The sequence below is a fragment of the Roseibium polysiphoniae genome (assembly GCF_014842925.1).
Lineage (GTDB): Bacteria > Pseudomonadota > Alphaproteobacteria > Rhizobiales > Stappiaceae > Roseibium > Roseibium polysiphoniae.
In genome coordinates, this window is record NZ_JACYXJ010000007.1 from 236,858 (window position 1) to 260,091 (window position 23,234).

General features: G+C 57.3%; 22 protein-coding genes and 1 tRNA gene. 4 read left to right on the forward strand and 19 right to left on the reverse strand.

Annotation, left to right across the window (positions count from 1 at the left end; translation table 11 throughout):
* Positions 1–56: 56 nt before the first annotated feature.
* The 6 genes from proB to IG617_RS19380 all read right to left on the reverse strand — a co-directional run bounded on the left by proB (position 57) and on the right by IG617_RS19380 (position 4,714).
* Positions 57–1,187: a glutamate 5-kinase gene (gene proB / locus IG617_RS19355; RefSeq protein WP_192110889.1), complete on the reverse strand. Its 1,131-nt coding sequence runs from the start codon at positions 1,185–1,187 to the stop codon at positions 57–59.
* On the reverse strand, positions 1,187–2,233 hold the full coding sequence (obgE, locus tag IG617_RS19360; RefSeq protein ID WP_192110890.1) for a GTPase ObgE: 1,047 nt from the start codon (positions 2,231–2,233) through the stop codon (positions 1,187–1,189). Before obgE ends, proB begins: the two co-directional genes overlap by 1 nt.
* A 241-nt stretch (positions 2,234–2,474) precedes the next feature.
* Positions 2,475–3,038, reverse strand: coding sequence for a GNAT family N-acetyltransferase (locus IG617_RS19365; RefSeq protein WP_192111112.1), 564 nt, complete (start codon positions 3,036–3,038; stop codon positions 2,475–2,477).
* Positions 3,038–3,643, reverse strand: a complete 606-nt coding sequence (locus tag IG617_RS19370) for a GNAT family N-acetyltransferase (protein WP_192110891.1) — start codon at positions 3,641–3,643, stop codon at positions 3,038–3,040. The genes IG617_RS19365 and IG617_RS19370 overlap by 1 nt, the downstream gene beginning before the upstream one ends.
* A 128-nt stretch (positions 3,644–3,771) precedes the next feature.
* Positions 3,772–4,041: a 50S ribosomal protein L27 gene (gene rpmA / locus IG617_RS19375; RefSeq protein ID WP_153770478.1), complete on the reverse strand. Its 270-nt coding sequence runs from the start codon at positions 4,039–4,041 to the stop codon at positions 3,772–3,774.
* Positions 4,042–4,090: 49 nt separating this feature from the next.
* Positions 4,091–4,714: a 50S ribosomal protein L21 gene (locus IG617_RS19380; protein WP_192110892.1), complete on the reverse strand. Its 624-nt coding sequence runs from the start codon at positions 4,712–4,714 to the stop codon at positions 4,091–4,093.
* 482 nt (positions 4,715–5,196) lie between these two features.
* Between IG617_RS19380 and IG617_RS19385 the strand changes: the two genes are divergently transcribed.
* A tRNA-Ser gene (locus IG617_RS19385) sits at positions 5,197–5,286 on the forward strand.
* 80 nt (positions 5,287–5,366) lie between these two features.
* Here IG617_RS19385 and panB read toward each other — a convergent pair.
* Both panB and panC read right to left on the reverse strand, forming a co-directional pair.
* Positions 5,367–6,176 carry a 3-methyl-2-oxobutanoate hydroxymethyltransferase gene (gene panB / locus IG617_RS19390; RefSeq protein WP_192110893.1) on the reverse strand — a complete coding sequence of 270 codons (810 nt, stop codon included), beginning with the start codon at positions 6,174–6,176 and terminating at the stop codon, positions 5,367–5,369.
* Between the two features lie 62 nt (positions 6,177–6,238).
* Positions 6,239–7,096, reverse strand: coding sequence for a pantoate--beta-alanine ligase (gene panC / locus IG617_RS19395; RefSeq protein ID WP_192110894.1), 858 nt, complete (start codon positions 7,094–7,096; stop codon positions 6,239–6,241).
* 283 nt (positions 7,097–7,379) lie between these two features.
* On the opposite strand from panC, the gene IG617_RS19400 reads away from it, so the two are divergent.
* The 3 genes from IG617_RS19400 to IG617_RS19410 are packed head-to-tail and all read left to right on the forward strand — an operon-like array spanning position 7,380 to position 10,810.
* Positions 7,380–8,507, forward strand: a complete 1,128-nt coding sequence (locus IG617_RS19400; RefSeq protein ID WP_192110895.1) for a TIGR03364 family FAD-dependent oxidoreductase — start codon at positions 7,380–7,382, stop codon at positions 8,505–8,507.
* Between the two features lie 9 nt (positions 8,508–8,516).
* Positions 8,517–9,299, forward strand: a complete 783-nt coding sequence (gene phnX, locus IG617_RS19405) for a phosphonoacetaldehyde hydrolase (RefSeq protein WP_192110896.1) — start codon at positions 8,517–8,519, stop codon at positions 9,297–9,299.
* Positions 9,296–10,810, forward strand: coding sequence for a sulfatase-like hydrolase/transferase (locus tag IG617_RS19410; RefSeq protein WP_192110897.1), 1,515 nt, complete (start codon positions 9,296–9,298; stop codon positions 10,808–10,810). Before phnX ends, IG617_RS19410 begins: the two co-directional genes overlap by 4 nt.
* On the opposite strand, the gene IG617_RS19415 is transcribed toward IG617_RS19410, so the two are convergent.
* The 11 genes from IG617_RS19415 to IG617_RS19465 are packed head-to-tail and all read right to left on the reverse strand — an operon-like array spanning position 10,807 to position 22,912.
* Positions 10,807–12,600, reverse strand: a complete 1,794-nt coding sequence (locus IG617_RS19415; RefSeq protein ID WP_192110898.1) for an ATP-binding SpoIIE family protein phosphatase — start codon at positions 12,598–12,600, stop codon at positions 10,807–10,809. The genes IG617_RS19410 and IG617_RS19415 overlap by 4 nt on opposite strands.
* Before the next feature lie 25 nt (positions 12,601–12,625).
* Positions 12,626–12,931, reverse strand: coding sequence for an STAS domain-containing protein (locus IG617_RS19420; protein ID WP_192110899.1), 306 nt, complete (start codon positions 12,929–12,931; stop codon positions 12,626–12,628).
* Positions 12,932–12,940: 9 nt separating this feature from the next.
* Positions 12,941–14,119, reverse strand: coding sequence for a methyl-accepting chemotaxis protein (locus IG617_RS19425; RefSeq protein ID WP_192110900.1), 1,179 nt, complete (start codon positions 14,117–14,119; stop codon positions 12,941–12,943).
* Positions 14,120–14,165: 46 nt separating this feature from the next.
* Positions 14,166–15,230: a protein-glutamate methylesterase/protein-glutamine glutaminase gene (locus tag IG617_RS19430; RefSeq protein ID WP_192111113.1), complete on the reverse strand. Its 1,065-nt coding sequence runs from the start codon at positions 15,228–15,230 to the stop codon at positions 14,166–14,168.
* Positions 15,231–15,244: 14 nt separating this feature from the next.
* Positions 15,245–15,865, reverse strand: a complete 621-nt coding sequence (locus IG617_RS19435) for a chemoreceptor glutamine deamidase CheD (RefSeq protein ID WP_209008619.1) — start codon at positions 15,863–15,865, stop codon at positions 15,245–15,247.
* A complete protein-coding gene (locus IG617_RS19440) occupies positions 15,862–16,713 on the reverse strand; it encodes a CheR family methyltransferase (protein ID WP_192111114.1) in 852 nt (283 codons plus the stop codon). Before IG617_RS19440 ends, IG617_RS19435 begins: the two co-directional genes overlap by 4 nt.
* Positions 16,714–16,772: 59 nt before the next feature.
* The gene (locus tag IG617_RS19445) at positions 16,773–19,493 is read right to left on the reverse strand and encodes a methyl-accepting chemotaxis protein (RefSeq protein WP_192110902.1); all 2,721 of its coding nucleotides are present in this window, start codon (positions 19,491–19,493) and stop codon (positions 16,773–16,775) included.
* Positions 19,494–19,552: 59 nt separating this feature from the next.
* Positions 19,553–20,056 carry a chemotaxis protein CheW gene (locus IG617_RS19450; RefSeq protein ID WP_254170635.1) on the reverse strand — a complete coding sequence of 168 codons (504 nt, stop codon included), beginning with the start codon at positions 20,054–20,056 and terminating at the stop codon, positions 19,553–19,555.
* A gap of 17 nt (positions 20,057–20,073) precedes the next feature.
* The gene (locus IG617_RS19455; RefSeq protein ID WP_192110903.1) at positions 20,074–22,182 is read right to left on the reverse strand and encodes a chemotaxis protein CheA; all 2,109 of its coding nucleotides are present in this window, start codon (positions 22,180–22,182) and stop codon (positions 20,074–20,076) included.
* Positions 22,183–22,227: 45 nt separating this feature from the next.
* Positions 22,228–22,593 (reverse strand): response regulator, encoded by a 366-nt coding sequence (locus IG617_RS19460; RefSeq protein ID WP_153770463.1) that lies wholly within the window; start codon positions 22,591–22,593, stop codon positions 22,228–22,230.
* A gap of 7 nt (positions 22,594–22,600) precedes the next feature.
* On the reverse strand, positions 22,601–22,912 hold the full coding sequence (locus IG617_RS19465) for an STAS domain-containing protein (protein ID WP_192110904.1): 312 nt from the start codon (positions 22,910–22,912) through the stop codon (positions 22,601–22,603).
* Positions 22,913–23,234: the final 322 nt, after the last annotated feature.

The window sequence follows — 23,234 nt, forward strand, 5'->3', positions numbered from 1 at the left end:
GCTTCATCGTCTGCGATTGCAGACCCAAATCTCTGACCCCGGCTTTCTTACCGGTTTCAGCCTGAAATTGCATCGTCCAGCACGAGATCATCGCGATGGATCATTTCGGCCCGCCCCGGATAGCCAACGATCGCCTCGATTTCTCGGCTGTTTCGCCCCGCGATCATGACCGCTTCATCGAGGTCATAGGCTATCAAGCCGCGACCAATGTCCCGACCTTCCGGATCAAGTATCCGAACCGCATCACCACGGGAGAACTCTCCAGAAACGCGTGTCACGCCCGCCGGCAGAAGGCTTTTTCCGTCTTGAAGCGCTTTGACTGCGCCCGGGTCGAGCTGGATCTCTCCACGCGGCTCCAGGTGACCTCCAATCCAGGCCTTGCGGGCTGTCGCCGGCGTTGCCAGAGCCGGAAACCAGGTTCCACGAGCGCCTTCATTCAAACGCTTGAGAGGATTGAGAGCCTTTCCAGACGTGATCACCATTGATGTTCCGGCCGCAGTTGCGATCTTGCCGGCATCGATCTTGGTTTTCATGCCGCCGCGGGACAGCTCGGACCCTGCACTTCCCGCCATGGCTTCAATTTCCGGCGTAATGCGAGGCACTTCAGGCAAAAAGACCGCATCCGGGTTCGTCAGGGGTGGTGCAGTGTAGAGACCATCAATGTCGGACAGAAGAACGAGACAATCCGCGCTGGCCATGGTCGCCACACGGGCGGCCAACCTGTCGTTGTCCCCATATCGAATTTCGGAGGTCGCAACTGAGTCATTTTCGTTGATGATCGGCACCGCTCCGAGCTTCAGCAGCGTCCCGATCGTGGCGCGGGCGTTCAGATAGCGCCGACGCTCCTCCGTATCACCCAATGTCAAAAGGATCTGCCCGGCCTGAATGCCGAACCGGTCCAAACTCTCCGCATAGGCCTTGGCAAGCGCAATCTGACCCGCCGCAGCTGCGGCCTGGCTTTCCTCCAATTTCAAAGGTCCCGCTGGCAAAGCCAAGATGCCGCGCCCCAGAGCAATCGATCCGGAAGAAACCACAATGACCTCGGAGCCGGCCTTCACCAGCGACACAAGATCCTCGATCATCGCATCCAGCCAGTCGCGCTTTAGCTCCCCTCTTTCCACGAGAAGGGCAGAGCCAATCTTCACGACGATGCGGCCGTGCTGTGACAGGGGACGCAGGCTGGCCATCAGGGATGCCAGCCTTCCTGCTCCTTGGACGGCACTTCATTCGCTGAGTCCTGCTTGTCCTTGTCGATCGCGCGCATGATCATGCGCAGCGCCCGATCCACGTTGTGGCCACTGGCGGAGGACAGGATCAGTGGCTTCTGACCACAAGCCGCTTCGAGAGAGGCTGATTGCTCCTCGATCAGTTCATCCGTCAGAGCATCGCATTTCGACAGGGCGACGATCTCCGGCTTCTCGGCCAGACCATGACCATAGGCCTCCAGCTCTCCGCGCACCACGCGGTAGGCTTCGCCCGGGTCCTCGACGCTTGAACCATCGACCAGATGAAGAAGGACCCTGGTGCGTTCGACATGGCCGAGGAACCGATCGCCCAAGCCTGTGCCTTCATGTGCCCCCTCAATCAATCCGGGAATATCGGCCATGGCAAAGCTGTTGCCATCAATCTGGACAATGCCGAGGTTGGGATGAAGCGTCGTGAATGGATAGTCTGCAATCTTCGGCTTTGCTGCCGACACGGTTGCGAGAAACGTCGACTTGCCGGCGTTGGGAAGTCCAACGAGGCCCGCGTCCGCAATCAGTTTGAGCCGAAGCCAAATCCATTTTTCTTCGCCGACGAGGCCAGGGTTCGCACGGCGCGGCGCCTGATTGACCGATGATTTGAAATGCGCGTTGCCAAAACCGCCGTTGCCGCCCTTGAGCAAAAGCACTTTCTGCCCGACCTCGGTCAAATCAGCGACGACGGTCTCATTGTCTTCTTCGAGAACCTGCGTTCCCACGGGCACCTTGAGCGTCACGTCGCCACCATCGGCGCCGGTTCGGTTCTTGCCCATGCCGTGAATGCCGGTCTCGGCCTTGAAGTGCTGCTGATAGCGGTAGTCAATCAGCGTGTTGAGTCCGTCTACGCACTCAACCCAAACGTCACCGCCACGGCCACCATCGCCGCCATCCGGCCCGCCGTATTCGATGTATTTTTCTCGCCGAAACGATACACAGCCCGCACCACCATTTCCGGAGCGCATAAAGATCTTGGCCTGATCGAGGAATTTCATTGTTTTCTTCTTTCTGTCCTGTCGGTCAGGTTACTCATTTGCTCACGAAAGCCGTGCCTACTGCGCCTACGGCCTCACTCATATACTCTTTAGAACCACTCGGCGCGGCCCTGCCAATACCTCAAAGTAGACCGTTCCGGCAACTAGAGTGGCGAAACACCGTCAATCAAGTCGACGATACAGTCCAAATCAGCCGCAAACGACGGACGCAGCGCCCGCCGCTCGATGGTAGTAACATGCTTCACGCCGCTACCCGCCGGGCCTCGAAGTCATCCCGTTCCAGGCGAACAACGACGCATGAGACCTTCCGGTCCAAGGGCTTGGCAAACCGCTCTGTCATTCCGACAGGCCGAAACCCCTGTTTTCTGAGAAGTGCACGGGACGCCGTATTCTCCTCATAGGCCCTTGCCGCAATAGCCTGGCAGTCATATGCGGCAAAGGCCCAATCCAGAACAGCTTTCGCTGCCTCACTGGTGTAGCCAAAGCCTTGAAAGCTTCGCCCGATCCAATAGCCCAAGGTCGGACAGTCAGGCTCCTGTTCAAGATCTCCCGGCGCCTCGATCGCGATCATGCCGATAAAGATACCGCCAAGCGTCATCGCGAAAGCCGCTTCGCGCTCCAACGGGTTCCCAGCCATCACATCGGCAACAAAGGTTTCAGCATCGCCTTCGTTGTATGGCCAGGAACAACCTGTCAGCCACCTTGCAACCTCGAAGTCCTTGCCGCCCAGGGCTGCGATGGCTTCCGCGTCGCTCGATTGGATCGGTCGCAAAACCAATCTCTTCGTTGTCAGGGTCGGAAGCATCACCGGCGCCCTCCCCACGTCTTCAAAGATGACCAAACGGCCCTTTCCAGATTGAACCGTTCAATCGGAACATTCCCGCCCGCACCAAGCGAATGGATCATCGACTGGTCGCGATACTGGAAACCGGACTTGATCAGAACCCGGCGGGACCCAGGATTGGTAACCCGACAAGCGCCGGTAAGTTCCCTCATGTCGCCATAGGTAAAGGCATGATCGACGAGGGAATGCAGCGCCTCGGTTGCAAGTCCCTGTCCCCAGAACGCTTCGCCAAGCCAATAGCCGACGTGAACCGGACTGCCGGCTTCGAGTTCGGCATAGCGGGCGACGCCAATGAAGCGGCCGGTTACCGTCAGCCTGATCGCGAAGACGGCGCTATTGCCTCTCGCCGCTTCGGCTTTCGCAACAAGCATCTTTGCGTCGGCAAGGCCGAAAGGATGCGGCATGGTCGCCAGGTTTGCTGCGATACGATGGTTATTGGCCAGATATACGATATCGGCCAGATCGTCCGTTCGCGGCAAATCAAGACGCACCCGGACGGCTTCCTGCGGCAAGGGGGCCGCACCACGACAGCTTTCGTCTAAGAGACCATCACTCTCAACAACCATGTTTCCAACTCCAGTCAAAATTCAAAGAAAAAGGGGAGATGGCGCCCCATCTCCCCTTGAACTTTGACCGGTTCATCTTGAACCGCCGGGGCTATGAGGCGCCGGCGGTTTTCGATAACACGTCGGCTTTACTCCGCTGCTTCCGCCACTGGAAGCACGTTAATGAAGGTTCGCTTGTTGGCTTTGGCCTGGAATTCCACCTTGCCTTCGACCGTTGCGAAGATTGTGTGGTCCTTGCCCATGCCAACGCCCGTGCCCGGATGCCACTGCGTGCCACGCTGGCGCGCAATGATGTTGCCCGGGATTACGGCTTCGCCGCCATACTTCTTGATGCCGAGACGGCGACCAGCGGAATCGCGACCGTTGCGTGACGAACCGCCTGCCTTTTTATGTGCCATGAGGGTGCTCCTCGTTCCTAAAAGTGTTGTTCAGACCGGATGGCAGCGATTATTCGCCAGCCAGTTCCTTGGCCTGCTCAAGCCAGTTGTCGCGCTCGATGCGGCCCTTGAAGCTCAAGGCATCGTCGACGCGGGCGATATCGTCGGCGGAGAAAGCAGCGACCTGCGCATAGGTGGTGATGCCCAGCGCGTTCAGCTTCTTCTCCAGAACCGGTCCAACGCCGGAGATCTTCTTCAGATCGTCGGCCTTGCCTTCCGGCGCGGTGAACAGCGGCGTTACAGCGTCATCGCTTGCAGCTGCCGGCTCTTCTTTCTTGGCTTCAGCCTTCTTCGGCGCAGCCTTTTTCGCCGGCTTTGCACCAGCGGCCAGAATGTCGGTCACTTTCACCATGGTGAAGGACTGACGATGGCCATTGCGACGACGGGAGTTCTGACGCCGACGCTTTTTGAAAATGATAATCTTGCGGTTACGGCCCTGCTCAACGACTTCAGCAACAACGCTGGCGCCTTCAACAAGCGGCGCGCCGACTGTCGTGTCGGTGCCGTTGCCGAGCATGAGCACTTCGTCAAAGGTAACGGTGCTGCCAGCTTCGGCATCGAGCTTTTCGATCTTCAGAAGATCGTCTGCGGCGACGGTGTACTGTTTACCGCCGGTCTTGATCACTGCGAACATGTCTCGCACGTCCTTCTTTTCGTTTTTACTACGCTCTGCCATTTTGACGGCAGATGCGGTCCGTTGCTGTTCGTTGGCGCCCGGAAACAACTTGTCTGTTGGGACAGTCAGGGTCTTTGCGGCAGGAACTGCGGATGTTACCGCTGATGCCTGCCAGGCCTTCGAACAAGGCGAAAGAGCGGAATCGTTGCCAATCCCGCCTCTTCAAGCTCGCGCACTATATGCATGGCGCCTCACAAGTCAACGCTTAACTGCCAGTTTCGGGCCGATCAACCAGCGACGCGCCAGGACACTATCGCTTTGCCGTAATGCGCTTTCTCGTTGTCGGGCACGTGGTCTTACCGATTGCCTGGCCCTTGCAGTCGTCGCCCCCTTTCCCGCCTGCGATAAAAAACGCGAAAACCGCTCAACAGGCTCTTGCGGCTCAGAAAAGCCTTGTCTATGTTCCGCGCCACTTGAGACTCGTTTATCTTAAGTGCCGCGGAGAGGTGCCGGAGTGGTTGAACGGGGCGGTCTCGAAAACCGTTGAGCGCGCAAGCGTTCCGAGGGTTCGAATCCCTCTCTCTCCGCCATTTTGATCAATTTCGCCGGCAAGGCGGAAAAACGCCCCCCGAAGTTCGGCGGGCTTTGGAACTGACTGCGTGCTCGGGTCCTACGTGTAGGTTTGAGCCGCAGATGGGAAGGAGCGGTCCTTGACCTCGTCCGCGTAGGACTTGACCGCATTTTCGATCTGGTTGCCGAGGTCGCCATAGACTTTGACGAACTTCGGTGGTTTCGGGTTCAGGCCGAGCATGTCCTCGAGCACCAGGATCTGACCGTCGCAATCTGCCGACGCACCAATGCCGATGGTCGGGATGGCAATCTGCTTGGTGATCTTCGCTGCGAGCGGTTCGACCATTCCTTCAAGCACGATGGCAAAGGCGCCAGCCTCGGACACCGCCTTGGCGTCTTCCTCATGCATCGGCCAGCTGTCTTCATCGCGCCCCTGGGTCTTGAAGCCCCCCATGACGTGGCTCGACTGCGGCGTCAGACCTGTATGTGCCATGACGGGAATGCCCCGCTCGGTGAGAAAGTGAATGGTCTCGGCCATGCGCTTGCCGCCTTCGAGCTTGACCGCACCACACCCCGTTTCCTTCATGATCCGCGCAGCATTGCGGAATGCGACGGCTGGGCTTTCCTCGTAGGTGCCAAAGGGCATATCAACCACGATCAAGGCGCGCTGGGTGCCACGTACCACTGCCTTGCCATGCATGATCATCAGATCAAGCGGCACACCGACCGTGGACTCCATGCCATGCATCACCATGCCCAGGCTGTCGCCGACGAGGATGAAATCCGCGTATTTATCGACGATGGCCGCCGTATGCGCGTGATAAGAGGTGAGTGACACGATCGGGTCACCTCCCTTTCTCGCTGCAATCTGGGGCACCGTGACACGGCGGATCGGTTTTTGCGTGCTCATCGAGCATCCTTTCAAAGAAGCGTCGTCGCGCTGGATTTAAGCCCTGAAGCGAGCCAGTGCAATTACCCTTTGGTCCCTGGATGAATGACCTTTTGGTCAATCAGAAGAACCTTTCCGAAACGCACGGCAAGGAGCAGGACCGCTGGCCTGGTCAGCACGCCCTCTAGCTCTTCAAGGGTCTCGGCGTCTCGAATATCAACGCTTTCGACCTTGCCGAGACTTGCCTCAGAGAGGACCGTCCTGACGGCCAGATCCATGTCGGCGACCGTCCCGCCGGCGCGTGCGACGTCATTGGCCGCCAGAAGCGAACGGTTCAACGCCGGGGCCTCCGCCCTTTGATCTGGCTCCAAGCGGACATTGCGTGACGACATCGCAAGACCATCGGCTTCGCGCACCGTCGGATGACCGATGATCTTGAGCGGCATGTCCAGATCGCGAACCATTTGCCGGATCAGCGCCAGTTGCTGGTAGTCTTTTTCGCCAAAAACGGCGACGTCCGGCCCGACAATGTTGAACAATTTGGTCACAACCGTCGCGACTCCGCGAAAATGCCCAGGCCGAAGAGCGCCCTGCAAAATGCCCGAAAGGCCTGGCACCTCGACAAATGTGTCGCCGGAGACGCCGTACATTTCGTCAACATCGGGCATGAAGACCGCCGCAACGCCCTCGTCTTGCAAAAGCTTCAAGTCACGCTCGGGATCGCGCGGATAGGAGCTCAAATCTTCATTCGGGCCAAACTGGGTCGGATTGACAAAGATGGAGACAACAACACGGTCGGCCTGCGATGCTGCCTCCCGGACCAGCGACAGATGCCCCTCATGCAGGAACCCCATCGTCGGCACGAGTGCGACGCTCAAACCCTTGCGTCTCGTCTCGCGAACCTCCTCACGGATCGCCTTTTTTGTCGCGCAGATTTTCATTCTCTCTCCCGAACCTTCTGGGTGAGCCGTGTGGCTGTCATTTGACCCTTTGTTGGAAGGGAGGAATAGGCCAAGGCCGCCAGCGGGTCCAGATCGCAATCAGCTGCGACATGGCCCCAGGAGGCAATTTTTCGGCGCGAAACGACAGGACACAGAAAACTAAGCCACCATCATAATCCCGTCGTGTTAAATGAGCTAAGCGATCAGGATCGCACCGTCCTATTTGGCAAGATTCCTGCATTGCCAGGCTCACCTCATTGCGTCCCTCTTTGGTGGAGACTTCATGAAACCAAGCAGTTACGACCTCGCTGTTGTCGGAGCCGGTATTGTCGGCCTCGCGCACGCACTTGCCGCTGCAAATCGAGGCAAAAGGGTCATTGTGATCGACCGGGACGCCGCAGCGAACGGGGCCTCAATCCGCAACTTCGGATTCGTCACGATCACCGGGCAACAAGCCGGAGACTGCTGGCAAAAGGCAATGCGCAGCCGCACGGTCTGGGGCAAGGTTGCCGAAAGCGCTGGCATTCCAATCCTGCATCGCGGCCTCACCATGACCGCGCGCAGGCCCGAGGCGGAGGCCGTTATTGACGCATTTCTCCGGACCGAAATGGGGGCCGAGTGCCAACGGCTCACACCTGCTCAAGCGCTGGAAAAAGCGCCTCGCCTACGCGTGGGCGGTATATCGGCTGCGCTTTATTCGCCTTTTGAGCTGCGTGTAGAGTCCAAAGATGCCCTGCCACGCATTGCTTCCTGGCTCGAGGCCGAGAAGGGCGTCGACTTTCTTTGGCAAACAAGCATCACCTCGGTCGAGACTCCGAAGCTCGTGACCTCCCGTGGCGACGTCCACGCAGAATCCGTGATTGTCTGTCCTGGCGATGATGGAACCAGCCTGTTTGCCGACCGCATCGCGCCTTATGGTGTGACCCGGTGCAAATTGCAGATGCTGCGCGTGAAGCCAGAAAAACCAGCGCCATTGGGCACCGCCGTCATGTCTGATCTCGGTCTGGCGCGCTATCTCGGCTATGCGGATCTGCCCGAAGCGGCTCCCCTCAAGCAGCTCCTCGACAAGGAGCAGGCAGCCTGCCGGCAAAATGGCATTCACCTGATTGTCGTCCAGTCCGCCGACGGAAGCCTCGTTGTGGGAGACAGCCATCACTATGGCCCTACACCTGATCCGTTCATCGACAATGGCGTCAACGATCTCATCTTAGAAGAAATGGATGCCGTTCTCGATCTCGGCCCTTATGAGGTCAGCGAGGCCTGGATCGGAACATATGCGTCTGCAGCAGACCGCTGGCGCTTTACCGATGCACCGGATGACGCGACCCGGATCGTTGTGGTGACAGCCGGCTGCGGCGCATCAACTGCTTTCGCCATTGGCGAGGAAACCATTCAAGAGCTTTTCGGATAGGACCCCCTCATGACAAAATTCAAGGCTGTCGTCTTCGACTGGGCCGGCACGATGATTGATTTCGGCTCCTTTGCGCCGATGGGCGTTTTCGTCAAGGCCTTCGAAAAATTCGGCATTACGGCGACGATCGAGCAGGCGCGTGCGCCCATGGGTGCGCCAAAGTGGGATCATATCCGCTCAATGATGGACGATCCCGACATTGCCGCCCAATGGACCGACAAGCACGGGGCAGCACCGACGGATGCGGATGTTGATGCGGTCTACAAGATCTTCGTACCCATGAATGAGGAGGTTGTGGCCGACTTCGCAACCCTAGTCCCGGGCGCGAAGGAAGTCGTCACCTGGCTCAGAGCGCGCAGCATGAAGATTGGCTCGACCACCGGCTACACCCGCTCGATCATGAAGCGTGTGCTGCCAGTTGCCGCCGCACAAGGATATGAGCCGGACAATCTGATCTGTGCGGACGACCTCCCCGAGGGGCGACCAGGGCCGATCGGCATGTACCAGTGTTTTGTTGATCTGGTGGTCTATCCGCCGGAGCTCGTGATCAAGGTGGATGATACCGAGCCGGGGATCGCGGAGGGTGTCGCAGCAGGCTGCGTAACGGTGGGTCTGGCGCTTTCCGGGAATTATGCCGGCAAAACACCTGAAGAACTCGCCGCACTGCCCGAGTCGGAAGTCGACGCCCTGCGTCAGCTCGCGACCGAAAAGCTCACTGCAGCCGGGGCCGACCACGTCATTGATACGGTGGCAGACCTTCCTGCCTTGATTGAAAGGCTAGAGCAGGCATGACGCGCACCCGCCCCAACATTCTTCTCATCACTGCAGATCAATGGCGGGGCGACTGCCTTGGCGCGGCGGGACATCCGTCCGTCAAGACACCGGCACTCGATGAACTTGCCGCGGATGGGACGTTCTTCGAAAATCACTATGCTGCCACTGCGCCGTGTTCGCCGGCGCGTGCGTCGCTCTATACCGGGCTGTACCAGATGAACCACAGGGTGATCTGGAATGGCGCGCCGCTGGATGATCGGTTCGACAACATTGCCCGTGCCGCGCGCCGGGCGGGATATCTGCCTTCTCTTTTTGGCTATACCGACACGTCCCCGGACCCCAGAACGCTAGCGCCTGCCGATCCAAACTTACAGAGTTACGAGGGAACGCTTCCCGGTTTTGAAGTGAGGCAATCTCTCCCGGAGGATGATAAACCCTGGCTCTCGTGGCTTGCCTCGCGCGATTACGATCGCCGGAGCCTGGATACAATTCATCACGTTGAGCCTGAGGCGGGTGAAAGGATTTCACTCGCACCGACACGTTATGGCGCCAACGAAACACAGACAGCTTTTCTCACCGATGCCTTTCTGAATTGGCACGATGAACAAGAACCGCAAGAACCTTGGTTCGCGCATGTCTCGTTTCTCCGGCCGCATCCGCCGATCTGCGTGCCAGAGCCCTACAACACGATGTACGACCCGGAAGATGATGCAAGCTTTGCCGGGTCAGCGTCTATTGACCTTGAGGCAGCGGTTCATCCGTTGGCGGCGGCGCTTCAAGCCAGCCAAAAGCTCTCGCACATTCCCGGCGCCAAAGGACTTGCGCGGGATTTGAGCCAGCGCGATCTCAGACGTTTGAGGGCGCTTTATTTTGGAATGATTTCCGAAGTCGATGCCCAGATCGGTCGTATACTCGAGCGGCTCAAGACCTCCGGCGATTTCAAAAACACGCTGATTATCTTCACCTCCGACCACGCAGAGATGATGGGCGATCACGGCATGCTCGGAAAAGGTGGCTTCTACCGCGAGAGCTATCATATCCCACTGATCATCAAGCCACCTGCGGCCCAAGAGGCCGTCAGGGTGCCGTCTTTCACATCCGCGGTCGACATTTTCCCGACACTGCTGGACCTGCTCAATATTGAACCGAACCATGCGCCCGACGGCGGTTCCCTGGTGCCCTTTGTCGAGGGAAAAGCGCCAGATCGGTGGCGTTCGACGGCCATATGGGAGTACGATTATCGCTGGCTCGCGACCGTTCCTGAAGGCCTTTCACTGAGCACTGACGGACGGGATCGCTCCCTGATATCGAGGTATGACGGGACCTGGCAGTATGTGCATTTTGAAAAACTGCCCGCTTTGCTGCTGAAGCCGAACGAAACGCAATCGACGACGAATTTTGCGGTTCAAGCCGAGACATACAGCGTGCAAATGGAGGCCATGTCGGACCTTCTGAGCTTGCGCATGCGCCATAACGAAGAGACGTTGGCCCGAAGGCTCGTTTGGGATTTTTACCCGGCCGAAGGCTAGGCAGAATTACACGGCTCAGCCTTTGACAACTCAACAACCGCTTCGACGATGTTGCCCTTTCCCCGATAGGTCAGGCCGTCGAAAGACAACTTCTGCGCAATCGCGATGCCTCGGCCATTGGGCGCGTCCAGTCTTGCCTCGCCGTCCAGATAAGTCTGAAAGTCAAAACCTTCGCCTTCATCGGCAATCTTGAGCTTGATCTGGCTGTCGGATTTCTCGAATTCAACCTGAACCCGGCGATCGCGAAAGACCGGCAGGGAAAGCCTCAACTCGATCTCACTGTCCAACTCATTTGCCAGCAGAAGTTCTGTTTTTTCGTCATGGCGTATGGCCAGATTGCCGTGTTCGATCGCGTTGGCCAACAACTCCCATATTCCCGTACTAACCGCATCCGGCTCCGGATATTGCGCTGCCAGTTCCTTGGTGAGTTCCTCGGCATCCTGCATGGTCCGAATGACGAAAGTGTCCTGGGAAACCACAGCGCTTGCCACCGGCTCATCAGCCTTTTCACTAACGAGGTGTATCTGGCTGCAATCTCCCTGCTCATCGCGTACGCGCTTGACCTTCACATGCTCGAGGAAAACCAAGGTCAGATCATCGTCCAGCCCCTCCGGCGCCACGGCAGCAAGATCGCCGACGAGCGCGAGCGGGCGCTTTGACAACTTCACGTCGGTGAGCTCGTCAAGCCGGTCGATCAGGGGATCCATGTCGTAAAGCGGGGTCTCAGCCGAAGGTGTTTCGGTCAGGGCATCACTGTAGGCAAACAGGCAACTTCCAACGGGAAATGGCAGCCGGATCTGGTCGAAAACGACGCCCTCGGAGATGCCCAAGGGTATCCCACCAATGGAGGCCACTTCATTGCGCCCATCCGTTTCAAGGATTGGCTGTGGTGCTCCAGCCGAGGCAAGATCGATCGTACTTTCGCGAAAATCAACATCGCAGCACAGCATGGTTGCGAACTGCCCAACGGGAAGCACCTCGCACAGGAAATCATTGACGGTCGCAAGCCAATCACCAGGACCTCGACGATCATCCTTCAAGGAGGTCCGCAGAAATGTGTTGAGCCGGAAGGTGTTCAGCGCCGACTTGACGCCGTGGCCCGTGAAGTCCGCATTCCATATTCTGATGCGGTGATCATCGAGCCTCTCTGCCCCCCAGATATCGCCTGCAAGCCCCTGACAAGGCTGGCTGTGCCAGGCAAATTTCACCGGAAATTCCTGCTCCATTGCATCGATCGTCTGGTCGGCCGGCAGAAGCTCCATCTGCATCGCCTTGGCCGAGTTCAATTCCTCATGCATTTGGCGGCGATAGGTCTTGAGGCTTTCAATCAGCCGGAGACGTTCCAGATGCACGCGTATCCGGCTCAGAAGTTCGCGCGCATTGATTGGCTTGTTGATCAGATCCGAAGCACCCGCTTCAAAAACATCGCCGCGCAACGCCGGGGTGTCGGACGACGTCTGAACAATGATCGGCGTTTCCTGAAAGGCCGCGTCCTCACGTAGCTCCCGGCACAGATCGAAGCCTGTTTTCACCGGCATGAAAAGGTCAGTAATAATGACCTCGGGCAGCCACTCGCGTGCAACGCGAAGCCCTTCTTCGCCGTCTGTTGCCAACTTGACGTTGGTAAATCCATGATTGGCCAGGATGGCGTTGATGGTCTTGCGGGCAAAGCGGCTGTCGTCGATCAACAGGAGACGCGCGCTTGCCAGCGTCCCCAATTCCAGAAGTCCGCTTCCCGGAGCGGGACCAGGATCTGTAAAGTCAGAGCTTGTCAGAGCCGTTCCGACCATCGTCCTCCCTCCCTACTCCCAAAGCCTAGTCAGTGATCGTCATCAGCTGGTCGAAGCGAGAGAGCTCCAGAATTTTGCGAACCTGCCCCTTGGCGCCGCTCAAGGTCAGCGCCCATCCATTTTTCTTGCCAGCGTCGGACGCGATAACAAGCATTCCAAGCCCGGCGGAATCGATGGATGTGAGGTCGGACAGTTCAAAAACGCAGTTCTTGACGTTGGCCTCAGTCATGTCATCGACCAATGTGCGGAAGGCACCATTGTCCTGATACTGCAACTGACCGCTGATAAAGGCCGTGTATTGCGTTCCATTGCATTCGGTTCTCAAATTCATTGGGATCTCCTAAAACAATTCGATGTCGTCATCATCAGATCCGGATGCATCGTCAGCTGTGGCACTTGCAGTTTCGGCGGACACAATGCCGAATTCTGCCTCATACGCGGACTTCAACGTTCCCAGTTTGAAGATGTTTGCGATTTCGCTCGCGAGGGCCTGTCGAAACTCAAGGCTCGTACCTTCAAGCGAGACGGCCGTTCCCGGCAGGGTTTCCCCTGAAACCGCCAGCATCTTCAATATGGCGTCGCATACGCCTTCGAGCCGTTGTTTGGCTCGATCCTGAAACTGCAGCTCGACAATAGACGCGCCGATCTCCATTTCCATTTTCTGACTTGCTTCGGCGCTCCGCTTAAGAGTACCAGCGAGTTGGGCATTCTTGTCAACAAAGCCCTTGGTCATGACCTTCAAGCGTTCATGCGCCGCTATATTGTCTTCTGACATATCAACGGTCGCGATTTCCTTAATGATGGAATAGCCACCATCAAGGCCTGCGGTGACCCGGCTGGTCTGATCCCGCAGATCCGAAGACAGATCGTTGACCGACGTCGCGAGGCTGCGCACCTCTTCGGCCACCACGGCGAAGCCCTTGCCCGCCTCACCGGCCCGCGCGGCTTCGATCTTGGCATTCAGGGCAAGCAGGTTGGTCTGACGGTTGATCCGCTCGATCTCGTTGATGCTCTCCTGCATGTTTTCAAGAACCTTGAAGATGTCATCGAGCGTGTAGGACATCTTCACGCCACGCGAGGACAGGAAGACCACCTTCTTGAAGAAGTCCTCCATCGTGTCAGAGAGGTCTTTTGCCAACTCGCTGATCGGAACATCGTTCTCTTCGACCGCGATGTGCTGGACGTCGTAAGCCATGGTGTCGACGACACCGCTCTGCTCTCGCGAGGCAACCGCCATGCTCCGGAAACGCTCCGTCAGAGACGAGGTGTTCTCCTCGACATACTCGGAGACACTGCCGATTTCCTTGATCAAGAATTCCAGCGTCTGCTGCTGGACCGACCGTTGATCCTCAAGCCGGCCCAACACCTCGCTCTCGCCCAACTCAAGAGAGAAGGCATGCAACTGCTCGCCGCCCGTCGAAGCGATCTCCGACCTCGGCTCGTGCGTCTCCCCCTCGAAGAGGTCTCCATCCACGTCCTCAATTGATGCGACGTCTTCGGCCTTTTCACTCGCTACCATGGCGGCCTCCATTCTCGGGTCTTTCCAAATCGGCTTGAACACAGGATCAGATACGAACTGCCTGCCTGCCGTCCTTTGCACATTCATTCAAAAGAGTTTCCGCGACTTCGCCGAGGGGGACCTGGCGCTCGACGGCACCCAGCTCCTGCGCAGCGCGCGGCATGCCATAGACAATGCAAGTCGCCTCGTCCTGACCTATGGTGTTGCCGCCGGCATCTCGAATTGCCTTTAGTCCTTCGGCACCATCCCGGCCCATGCCTGTCAGCAACACACCGACTGCATTCACGCCGATGTTTTCTGCTGCGGACCGGAAGAGAACGTCGACGGAGGGGCAGTGACCACTGACAAGCGTGTTGCCGTCAACCTTGCAGACGTAGTTGGCGCCGGAGCGCTGGATGCTCAAATGCGTCCCACCCGGTGCCAGATAGGCATGTCCGGGAAGCATTCTCTCGCCGCCGTGCGCCTCGGCAATCCTGATGGCGCACATGCGGTTGAGCCTGGCCGCGAACTTCGGCGTGAAGCTTTGTGGCATGTGCTGGGTGATCGCAATTGCCGGCGCGTCGCCCGGAAGGCTGCGCAGAACCTGTGCAAGCGCTTCAACACCTCCGGTGGAGGCCCCGATGCAGACCACCCGCTCTGTGGTCTTGTAGTGCGATGAGACCGGGCGCGCCGTCTGCGGAGGCGTATGGCTTCGACGAGCCCTGACGCGCGCCGATGCAGCGGCTTTGACCTTGGCGGTAATCTCGCTGCGAAGGTGCTGAAATGAATCTTTCAGATCAAGTGTCGGTTTCCCGACGATATCTACAGCGCCCAGTTCCAGAGCCCGGAAAGCTGCATCTGCACCCTTTTGGGTCAACGACGACACCATCACAACGGGCATGGGGCGCAAGGTCATGATCTTTTCAAGAAAGTGAAGACCGTCCATGCGCGGCATCTCCACATCCAGCGTCACAACATCCGGATTAAGCTCCTTGATCAATTTCCGCGCGAAGATCGGGTCGGAAGCCGTTCCCACAACATTTATTGCCGGGTCGGACGACAGCATTTCCGTCAGCATCTGGCGAACCAGCGCGCTGTCATCGACTATCAGAACCTTTATCTCTCGGGACATGGTCATGACCTGCTTCAAAAGAGTTCGATCGAACCGGACGCGGTTTCGGTCTTCAGGGTTTCGGCGTAGTTCAGTTCTTCACTCGCAACACGTGCTTCCTGATTGGTGCGGATATAAAGCTGGCGAACGACGCCCGTGGACGGGCGGTAGTAGATCCTCCGGCCGTGATTTCCACCAACATCCGATGCCGACACGGCTAGCCCTTCCGTGCGCAGATACTGCCTCACGAAGTCGACATTCTTGGTTCCGACACGGGCCGAATGAAATCCGAGGTTCGCGCCACCAAAGATCTTGATCTCGAGTTCCTGCCGGGAGCAGCCGCTCTTCAGGACCATGTTGATCAGAGCTTCCATCGCGAAATTGCCGTATCGCAGGGCAGCGCTTGCTCCGTTCCATTGGCCGGTATCACTTTGAGGCAGCATGAAGTGGTTCATGCCGCCAAAGCCGGTTCTCGGATTTCGGATGCAAGCCGAAATGCAAGAGCCGAGAATTGTCACAAGCGTTTGCTCCGGCTCAGAGACCGTTCTTGTGTCCCCTGGAAGGACCCGGACCTTGTGGTAAAGCGCGGTCTGTTCGATCTGAGCATCAGCTGGAAAACGCTGGCCAGAGCGCGCGAGGGACGCCGCTGTTCTCACCGGAGGGCCTTTCGATAGATGGTTTTGCCCATCGGGATCAGCTGGTCCCGTTGCTCCAGAATCGTTTCCGAGTGCCCGATATAAAGCCATCCTCCCGGCGCCAGGCAGCTGTGAAACCGGTTCAGCAAACGGTCCTTCGTGGGGCCATCGAAGTAGATCATCACATTCCGGCAGAAGATCGCGTCGAATTTCCCCTTCATCGGCCAGTCGTGAAGGAGGTTGAGTTGCTTGAAAGTTATCAGATCCCGCAGTCCCTGCTTGATGGTCATCTCATTCCTGCTGCGATCCTGAATTGTCCATTTCGCAAGCCGAGCCTTGGAAAGACCTTCCGCGTCTCGAAGCCTGTAACGTCCAGCTGTTGCATTGGCGACCATGGAGGTATCCAGATCGGTCGCCAAAATTCGGAAGTTATAGGCCGAAAGCCGTGTGAGGCTCTCTGCCATGGTCATTGCGACGGAGTACGGCTCTTCACCTGATGAACATCCGGCTGACCAGATCCTGATGCGCGAGGCGGTTGGAGCGTTTCCAAACTGCTCCGACATTTTTTCCGCCAGATGATCGAAGTGATGGGGCTCGCGAAAGAAGCGGGTCAAATTGGTGGTGATTGCATTGATGAACATGCCCATTTCATCCTCGGAGTCTCCGCTCTCGAGAAAACTGCAATAGGCTTCAAAGCTCTCAAGACGCAACGCTCTCAGGCGCCGGGCCAGGCGCGAGTAGACCATGTTCTTCTTATGATCAGCGAGAACGATCCCAGTCTTCGTCTTGACCAGGTCCGCAATGTAGCGGAATTCCTGCTCGTTGAAGCTGAACTCTCTATCGGCGTCTTGGGCAGCGGCGGCTAACATGATCAATCACTCGCAATCCTGCGGCGGGCGCATTGCACCCGCCGCGGCGTGAAGAGGGCCTAGAACTCTTTCCAGTCGTCATCCGCGTTGATCGCGACCGCGAGATTTTCCTGGAGGGCAACCGCTCCCGCTCGCGCGGGCCGGCCATATGCGGCGGCGCTTCCGCCAAGCGTGGCGACATTGCCGCCGGCTGACGCAACCTGAGGCGCCGCGTTGAGCATGGCGGCATCCGTCTTGAAGAACGCCATGCGCTGGCTCATGTTCTCGGCTTGGCTTTGAAGCATGCGGCAGGCCGCTGCATTTTCCTCGACCAAGGAGGAGTTCTGCTGGGTCATTTCATCCATCTGGCTCACCGCCTTGTTGATTTCCTCAACGCCGGTCGCCTGCTCGCGACTGGCCGCGGCAATTTCCGAGACGATATCCGCCACCTTCTTCACCGACGTAACGATCTCACTGAGCGTTTCGCCAGTGTTGTTCACCAGATCAACGCCATCGGTCACCTGTCCGCCGCTTTCGACGATCAGGTCCTTGATGTCCTTCGCCGCTTCCGAAGAGCGCTGTGCGAGAGAGCGAACCTCGGAGGCCACGACCGCAAAGCCCTTGCCGGCATCGCCCGCACGCGCTGCCTCTACCGCGGCGTTCAAGGCAAGCAGGTTGGTCTGGAAGGCGATTTCATCAATCACGCCAATGATGTCGGAGATCTTCTGCGAGGACGATTCAATCCGGCTCATCGCATCGACCGCTTTGGTGACAACATCACCGCCGTGCGTTGCCACCTGGTTCGCAGTTGCAACGAGTTGATCAGCCTGCTGCGCGTTTTCCGCGTTCTGACGGATCGTCGCGGCCATTTCTTCCATGGAGGCCGATGTTTCCTCCAGATTGGACGCTTGCTGCTCGGTCCGCTCCGAAAGGTCTGTCGTCCCCGACGTGATTTCGGCCGAAGCGTTGCTGACTTCACCAGCCCCCGTTGCAACTTCCGAAACGATCTCCGCCAAACGGATTGCCGTGTCGTTCAGATTGTTTTTCAGCTCGTCGAACATGCCAGAATATGGCGTGGTCACGCGGGTGGTGAGATCACCTTGTGACAGAAGCCGAAGCTTGCCATTCACGTCATCGAGCGCATTTGCAGTTGTCTCGCACAGTTCGTTGATCGAGGTGCTCAGGCGAAGCATAAAGTCTTGCTTGCCCTCGAGCGGCAGCTTCTCGCGGAAGTTTCCGTTGGCCGCCGCATCAACCACCGTGGAAATCTCACTCTCAACGCGACGCTCTTCGGTGACATCGGTCCACTCGACAACCGCACCCAGACGATTTCCATTCGCATCCAGGACAGGGTTGGCAATCAGGCCGAAATCGCGACTGCCGACCTTGATTTCAGTCTCAAGCGTCTGATTAAGCGAAGCCAGGATGTTGCGTTGATGTGCCGGGTTCTTGTGGAAGATGTCGATATTGGTTCCAACCAGCTCGTCTGCTGCAAAACCTGGGAACACCTCGCGCAAGTCTTTTTCGGCATTGCGCATCATCTTCGAGACTGACTTGTTCAGATAGGCGATGTTGCCATCCATATCGGCCAGCATGATGTTGGTCGTACAATTGTCCAGCGCGACCTTGATCCGGGTATTCACGCCGAGAAGCAGTTCGGAATCGTTGGCTGCCTTGCGGAAATTCTCCAGTTCACGTGCCAGCTGGCCGACTTCATCAGAGCGATCCTGATACGCCACGTCCAGATCAAGCGCGCCATTGGAAAGCTCGACCATCTGATCGCTCAGATCCGTGAGCGGCTTGACGATGCCGCGAATGACCAGGCGGGCGAAAAGCACACACATCACGAGGGCAAGCACCGACGAACCTGCGTTGATCAGGAAGGTCGTGAAGGTCGAGGTTTCGACGCCGTGAGCGATTTGTTTTTCTTCGTCGCTCAACGCGGACATGATGTTTTCGAAGTCTTCTTCGATGTGTCCCGCCGTCGACACCATGTCGTTCTCAATCAGCGCGTGAAGCTCTTCTGCGAGTTGAACGATCTTGGTAAGCGTCTCGGAATATGCGGCCGCCTTGCCCGAAATCTCCGCGGCCCGCGACGACACGCCCGGGATTGAGGAATTGGCAAGCGAGGCGATCAAAACTTCGCTCTTGGCAAGCGATTGTTCCGCCTTTTCGACGCCGTCGCTTTTGCCGGATGAAATCACCTGGTTTGCAATCAGGCGCCCTTTCATCAACTGCTCCATGAGCGCCGCCGATTGGGAGATCGCATTGGAGTTTGTGCTCCGGATCGCGGCTGTCTCGACGTCGTGAATGACTTTCTCAAGCTCTTCGCCAAGCGGTTTCAGAGTCTCCAGGAACAACACCTGCTCTTCTTGCTTGAGATGGCTTGCCTTCTCATAGAGCTCATGAAATTCGAGCGTGTCGGTTTCGACTTTGGCCAGTCCCTCGTGATGGCGCGCGCTCACATGACCCTTGGTTTCGCCAAGCTGTTTTTCAAATACGACAAGCTTTTCAGGCACCGGGGAGGAGCTGCCATCCAATGCGCCCAGGAGATACTCGCGTGCGTCGGCTTTCAGAACCAGGAAGTTCTGGAGCAAATGCGCCATCTCGTATTCGGCGGCAAATGCCTTCTCGACCTCTGCGAAGGACTGATTTGTCCGAGAGTAAGACAGGAATGACAGGCCAGCGATCAACAGGATCGTGACAGTCAAGATGCTCGAAAAGATCAGAACTTTCTTTTTGACCGAAAAGCCACCGCTGCGTTGCGGGGCAATTTGGGCCGTCTCATCGGTGGTCTGCATTTTTCTCTCCTGGAAAGCTTCAGAACCGGTCTGGCGTCGGTTGCTATAATGGGATTGCATCAGCGGAAGAGTTCCTGAAGGCCAAGAACCACCACCATTCCATGGTCGGCGTTGATGATCCCGGACAGATAGTCCTCGCCCTCGGAACGGTCAGCATCGGGTACGGTTTTGATCTCTTCGGGTTCCACCGTGAGGATGTCTGAGACAGCATCGACAAGGATGCCGAAGGTGCGTTCGGCAACGTTGGCGATGATGACCACATGCATGGGCGTGGCCTCTGTCAGCCCCTGTCCAAATCGGCTGCGAAGATCGAGGATAGGTACGATCGCGCCACGAAGGTTCAGAACGCCGAGAACGTGCGGCGGCTGGTTTGGCAGGGGCGTGGCATCGGTCCATCCCTTGATCTCGCGGACCGCCATGATGTCGATCGCATATTCATCTTCGCCGAGGCGAAAACTGATGAACTGGCAAGAGGTCGGCGACGCAACAATTTCACTTGCTGCCGTCTCTGACCCTTTGACAGCCGGATTTGAATCCTGTGCCTGAAGCATGTTTGCTTGCATGATTTCGTCCCCCATCCTCATTCGGCCGCCACAATCGCGACGGGAGTATCGACCTCTTTCGGACCGTCCCCGTCGTGCGGCAAAGGCACCGTCGCTTTCATGCCGGCCAACTGTTCGATATCCAGAATCAACGCCACCTTGCCGTTGCCGAGAATTGTCGCTCCGGAGATGCCGGGAACCGGATCGAAATTGTCGTTCAGGCTCTTGATCACGATCTGCTGCTGACCAATGAGCTCATCAACGGTGATGCCGATTTTCCCGCCGCCCGCGACTTCCGTCAGAACGACCAGACCCTGCGTTGGGTCGTGGGTTGCATTTTCGACATTGAAGAGGTCGCAAAGGCGAACGATACGAATGAATTCGCCCCTGATCTGGACAACCTGTGTCCAATCATCCAGGCGCCGCATCTGGGACGGGCTCGGCCTGAAACTCTCGACAATGCTTGTAATCGGAAGAATGTAGCGCTGGTTTCCGACCGCCACGATCATGCCATCGAGCACCGCGAGGGTTAGCGGGATCAGCATGTTGAGCCGTGTGCCATGCCCCGGTTGCGACTGAATCTGAATACGGCCACCAAGACTGACGATGTTTCGTCTCACGACATCCATGCCAACGCCGCGGCCGGAGATGTCGGTGACCTCCTCGGCGGTCGAGAAGCCGGGTGCGAAGATAAGCTCGTCGATTTCCTGATCGGTGAGATGAGCGTCGGGCAGAACAATGCCCTTGTCAATCGCGATCGCAAGAACCCGTTCGCGGTTGATCCCCGCACCGTCGTCGCTGATGCTTATCACGATGTTGCCGCCCACATGCGCAGCCGACAAGTCGATTGTTCCCTCTTCCGGTTTGCCCGCTGCGACACGCTCGTCCGGTGTTTCCAGTCCATGATCGATGGAGTTGCGGATCATGTGGGTCAGCGGGTCGGCGAGCTCTTCGATGATCGTCTTGTCGACCTCGGTATGCTCGCCAGACATGCGCAGGTATATTTTCTTGCCCAGCTTCCCGGACAAATCCCGTACCAGGCGCGGCATACGCGCAAAAACCGACTTCACCGGCTGCATGCGGATCGCCATGACACATTCCTGCAGCTCCCTCGTGAGATTGGCGAGCTGTTCCTGCCCTGCGATGGGCTGTCTTTCGTTGTCCGCGGTCAGGTCGGCCAGCTCCTGAGCGAGCATTGCCTGGGTGATCACAAGCTCGCCGACCGTGTTCACAAGGCGGTCAATCCGGCCAAGCTCCACACGAATGGAGGACGCCGCAGCAGCCTTGGCCTTGTTGCCGGCCGGCGCTGCTTCTTTCGCCGCAACGCTTTTAGCAGGCAGACTTACTTCTGGCTGAACCTCTGTACCTTCTGGCGGCACTTCAGCGGTTTCGGCGTCTTCCTCTGACGAGACCGCGCGCTCGATCGCGATTTCGCAGGTGTCGTCAACGAATTCGAAGACTTCCTCGATGTCCGCACTTGAGCACTCAGACTCCAGATCGAACGTCCACGAGAAATAGGCCAGCTCAGGATCCAGCTTGCGCAATGGTGGCAACTGGCTGCGGTCGCACTGGATCTTGAGCGATCCCAACTCGCGCAGCTCCCGGATCAGGAGCAGCGGTTCCGTAGCGTTCTTGAAGAGATCTGCATTGGGTGTCAGCCTAATAGTCCAAATGCCCATCCCGCTGCTGACCGTCGCCTGTTGAGCATCGGCATCCGACGAAACCTCTGTCGGCTTTTGACCACTGCCCAACAGATCGTTGACCTGTTCGAGCACATCGGCGCCGAAGTCCGGCCCTGCGGACCGGTTTTCCTGGGCTGCCGAGACGAGTTCTGCGAGTACATCACCGCCACGGACGAGAAGGTCTGCGACCTGAGGTGTCTGATCGATCTCGCCGTCGCGCATCTTGTCGAGCAACGCCTCGAAGGAATGCGTGAAGTTGACAAGATCGGTAAAGCCGAAGGCACCTGCGCCCGCCTTGATGGAATGAGCCGCCCTGAAAACCGCATTCAGGCCCTCATTGTCGAGAGCTTCTTCCTGCAGCTGCGTCAGATGAACTTCCAGATCGGCCAGGATCTCGTTGCACTCTTCGAAAAACGTAATTCGGAAGCGCTCGAAATCTGATCCGGATGTGCCGTCATTGCTCATAAACGTGACCTGTCGGTGCGAAACTTCATCTCAGTGCGGATAGGGTCAGGGACAGACCTTGTTGACCACGGACAGCAGCTTGTCCGGGGCAAAGGGCTTGACGATCCAGCCGGTTGCGCCGGCGGCCTTGCCGCTGGCCTTCTTGTCATCCCCACCCTCGGTGGTCAGGATCAAGATGGGTGTCGACTTGAACTCGGCCTTTGCCCGGAGTTCGCGGACGAGCGTCACCCCATCCATGTTCGGCATGTTGATATCCGTGATGACGACATCGACCTTCTGCCCCTTCACCACCGAAAGGGCATGAACGCCGTCTTCCGCTTCAAGGACATCAAAACCGGCTCCCTTCAGGGTGAAAGCCACCATGTCCCGCATGGTTTTGCTGTCATCAACGGTTAGTGCGCGTTTCGCCATGATGCGATTACTCCCAGCTACACAGGCAATCTCCGAGACCAAGGTCCTGCAGAGACATTTTGAATTGTTCAGACATGGATGAAATGACGAGCCGGTTGCCTTGGCCCTCGAGATCGATCGAAGCGGCCAGCAGAATTTGCGCAACGGCCGTGCCGCAGCGTTCCACCCTGCCTGCGTCGATCAGGAGATCGGAACTCTCACCGCGGTCACACATCGCCGCGTGGACCTTCGAAGCGGCCGCCAGATCACAAATCTGAGGAAGCTCGAAATACTCGCGAGTATCGTCATTTTTATCGGTGACAATATTTTCAGTATTCATTTTTCTAAATCCACAATTGCAAAGGGCCGCGGCAGCAATTCGGCAACTAACACTTGTGGAGATGAGAGATCGAAACGGTTAATGAAAAATTAAACCGACAAAGATGACGTATATTTACTTATTAAGATACTAAGTATTATTTGATTCTATAGGTGTTGCTTTTTACTAAAATGATAATAAATCAAGAATAATATAACTATATCTTATACAATTGCTTTACATCATGATAAATTTACATTAAAATCATAATATCTACATCGAATTCCCGATATAGGGGTGGTTTCTATTTATACCCTCATATCTTCAATCGAGGGGAAACATC

Excerpts from the sequence above, each read along its gene's own strand:
- proB (WP_192110889.1), bottom strand. The coding sequence starts at position 1,187 with ATGGCCAGCCTGCGTCCCCTGTCACAGCACGGCCGCATCGTCGTGAAG.
- obgE (WP_192110890.1), bottom strand. The coding sequence starts at position 2,233 with ATGAAATTCCTCGATCAGGCCAAGATCTTTATGCGCTCCGGAAATGGT.
- IG617_RS19365 (WP_192111112.1), bottom strand. The coding sequence starts at position 3,038 with ATGCTTCCGACCCTGACAACGAAGAGATTGGTTTTGCGACCGATCCAA.
- IG617_RS19370 (WP_192110891.1), bottom strand. The coding sequence starts at position 3,643 with ATGGTTGTTGAGAGTGATGGTCTCTTAGACGAAAGCTGTCGTGGTGCG.
- rpmA (WP_153770478.1), bottom strand. The coding sequence starts at position 4,041 with ATGGCACATAAAAAGGCAGGCGGTTCGTCACGCAACGGTCGCGATTCC.
- IG617_RS19380 (WP_192110892.1), bottom strand. The coding sequence starts at position 4,714 with ATGTTCGCAGTGATCAAGACCGGCGGTAAACAGTACACCGTCGCCGCA.
- panB (WP_192110893.1), bottom strand. The coding sequence starts at position 6,176 with ATGAGCACGCAAAAACCGATCCGCCGTGTCACGGTGCCCCAGATTGCA.
- panC (WP_192110894.1), bottom strand. The coding sequence starts at position 7,096 with ATGAAAATCTGCGCGACAAAAAAGGCGATCCGTGAGGAGGTTCGCGAG.
- IG617_RS19400 (WP_192110895.1), top strand. The coding sequence starts at position 7,380 with ATGAAACCAAGCAGTTACGACCTCGCTGTTGTCGGAGCCGGTATTGTC.
- phnX (WP_192110896.1), top strand. The coding sequence starts at position 8,517 with ATGACAAAATTCAAGGCTGTCGTCTTCGACTGGGCCGGCACGATGATT.
- IG617_RS19410 (WP_192110897.1), top strand. The coding sequence starts at position 9,296 with ATGACGCGCACCCGCCCCAACATTCTTCTCATCACTGCAGATCAATGG.
- IG617_RS19415 (WP_192110898.1), bottom strand. The coding sequence starts at position 12,600 with ATGGTCGGAACGGCTCTGACAAGCTCTGACTTTACAGATCCTGGTCCC.
- IG617_RS19420 (WP_192110899.1), bottom strand. The coding sequence starts at position 12,931 with ATGAATTTGAGAACCGAATGCAATGGAACGCAATACACGGCCTTTATC.
- IG617_RS19425 (WP_192110900.1), bottom strand. The coding sequence starts at position 14,119 with ATGGTAGCGAGTGAAAAGGCCGAAGACGTCGCATCAATTGAGGACGTG.
- IG617_RS19430 (WP_192111113.1), bottom strand. The coding sequence starts at position 15,230 with ATGTCCCGAGAGATAAAGGTTCTGATAGTCGATGACAGCGCGCTGGTT.
- IG617_RS19440 (WP_192111114.1), bottom strand. The coding sequence starts at position 16,713 with ATGTTAGCCGCCGCTGCCCAAGACGCCGATAGAGAGTTCAGCTTCAAC.
- IG617_RS19445 (WP_192110902.1), bottom strand. The coding sequence starts at position 19,493 with ATGCAGACCACCGATGAGACGGCCCAAATTGCCCCGCAACGCAGCGGT.
- IG617_RS19450 (WP_254170635.1), bottom strand. The coding sequence starts at position 20,056 with ATGCAAGCAAACATGCTTCAGGCACAGGATTCAAATCCGGCTGTCAAA.
- IG617_RS19455 (WP_192110903.1), bottom strand. The coding sequence starts at position 22,182 with ATGAGCAATGACGGCACATCCGGATCAGATTTCGAGCGCTTCCGAATT.
- IG617_RS19460 (WP_153770463.1), bottom strand. The coding sequence starts at position 22,593 with ATGGCGAAACGCGCACTAACCGTTGATGACAGCAAAACCATGCGGGAC.
- IG617_RS19465 (WP_192110904.1), bottom strand. The coding sequence starts at position 22,912 with ATGAATACTGAAAATATTGTCACCGATAAAAATGACGATACTCGCGAG.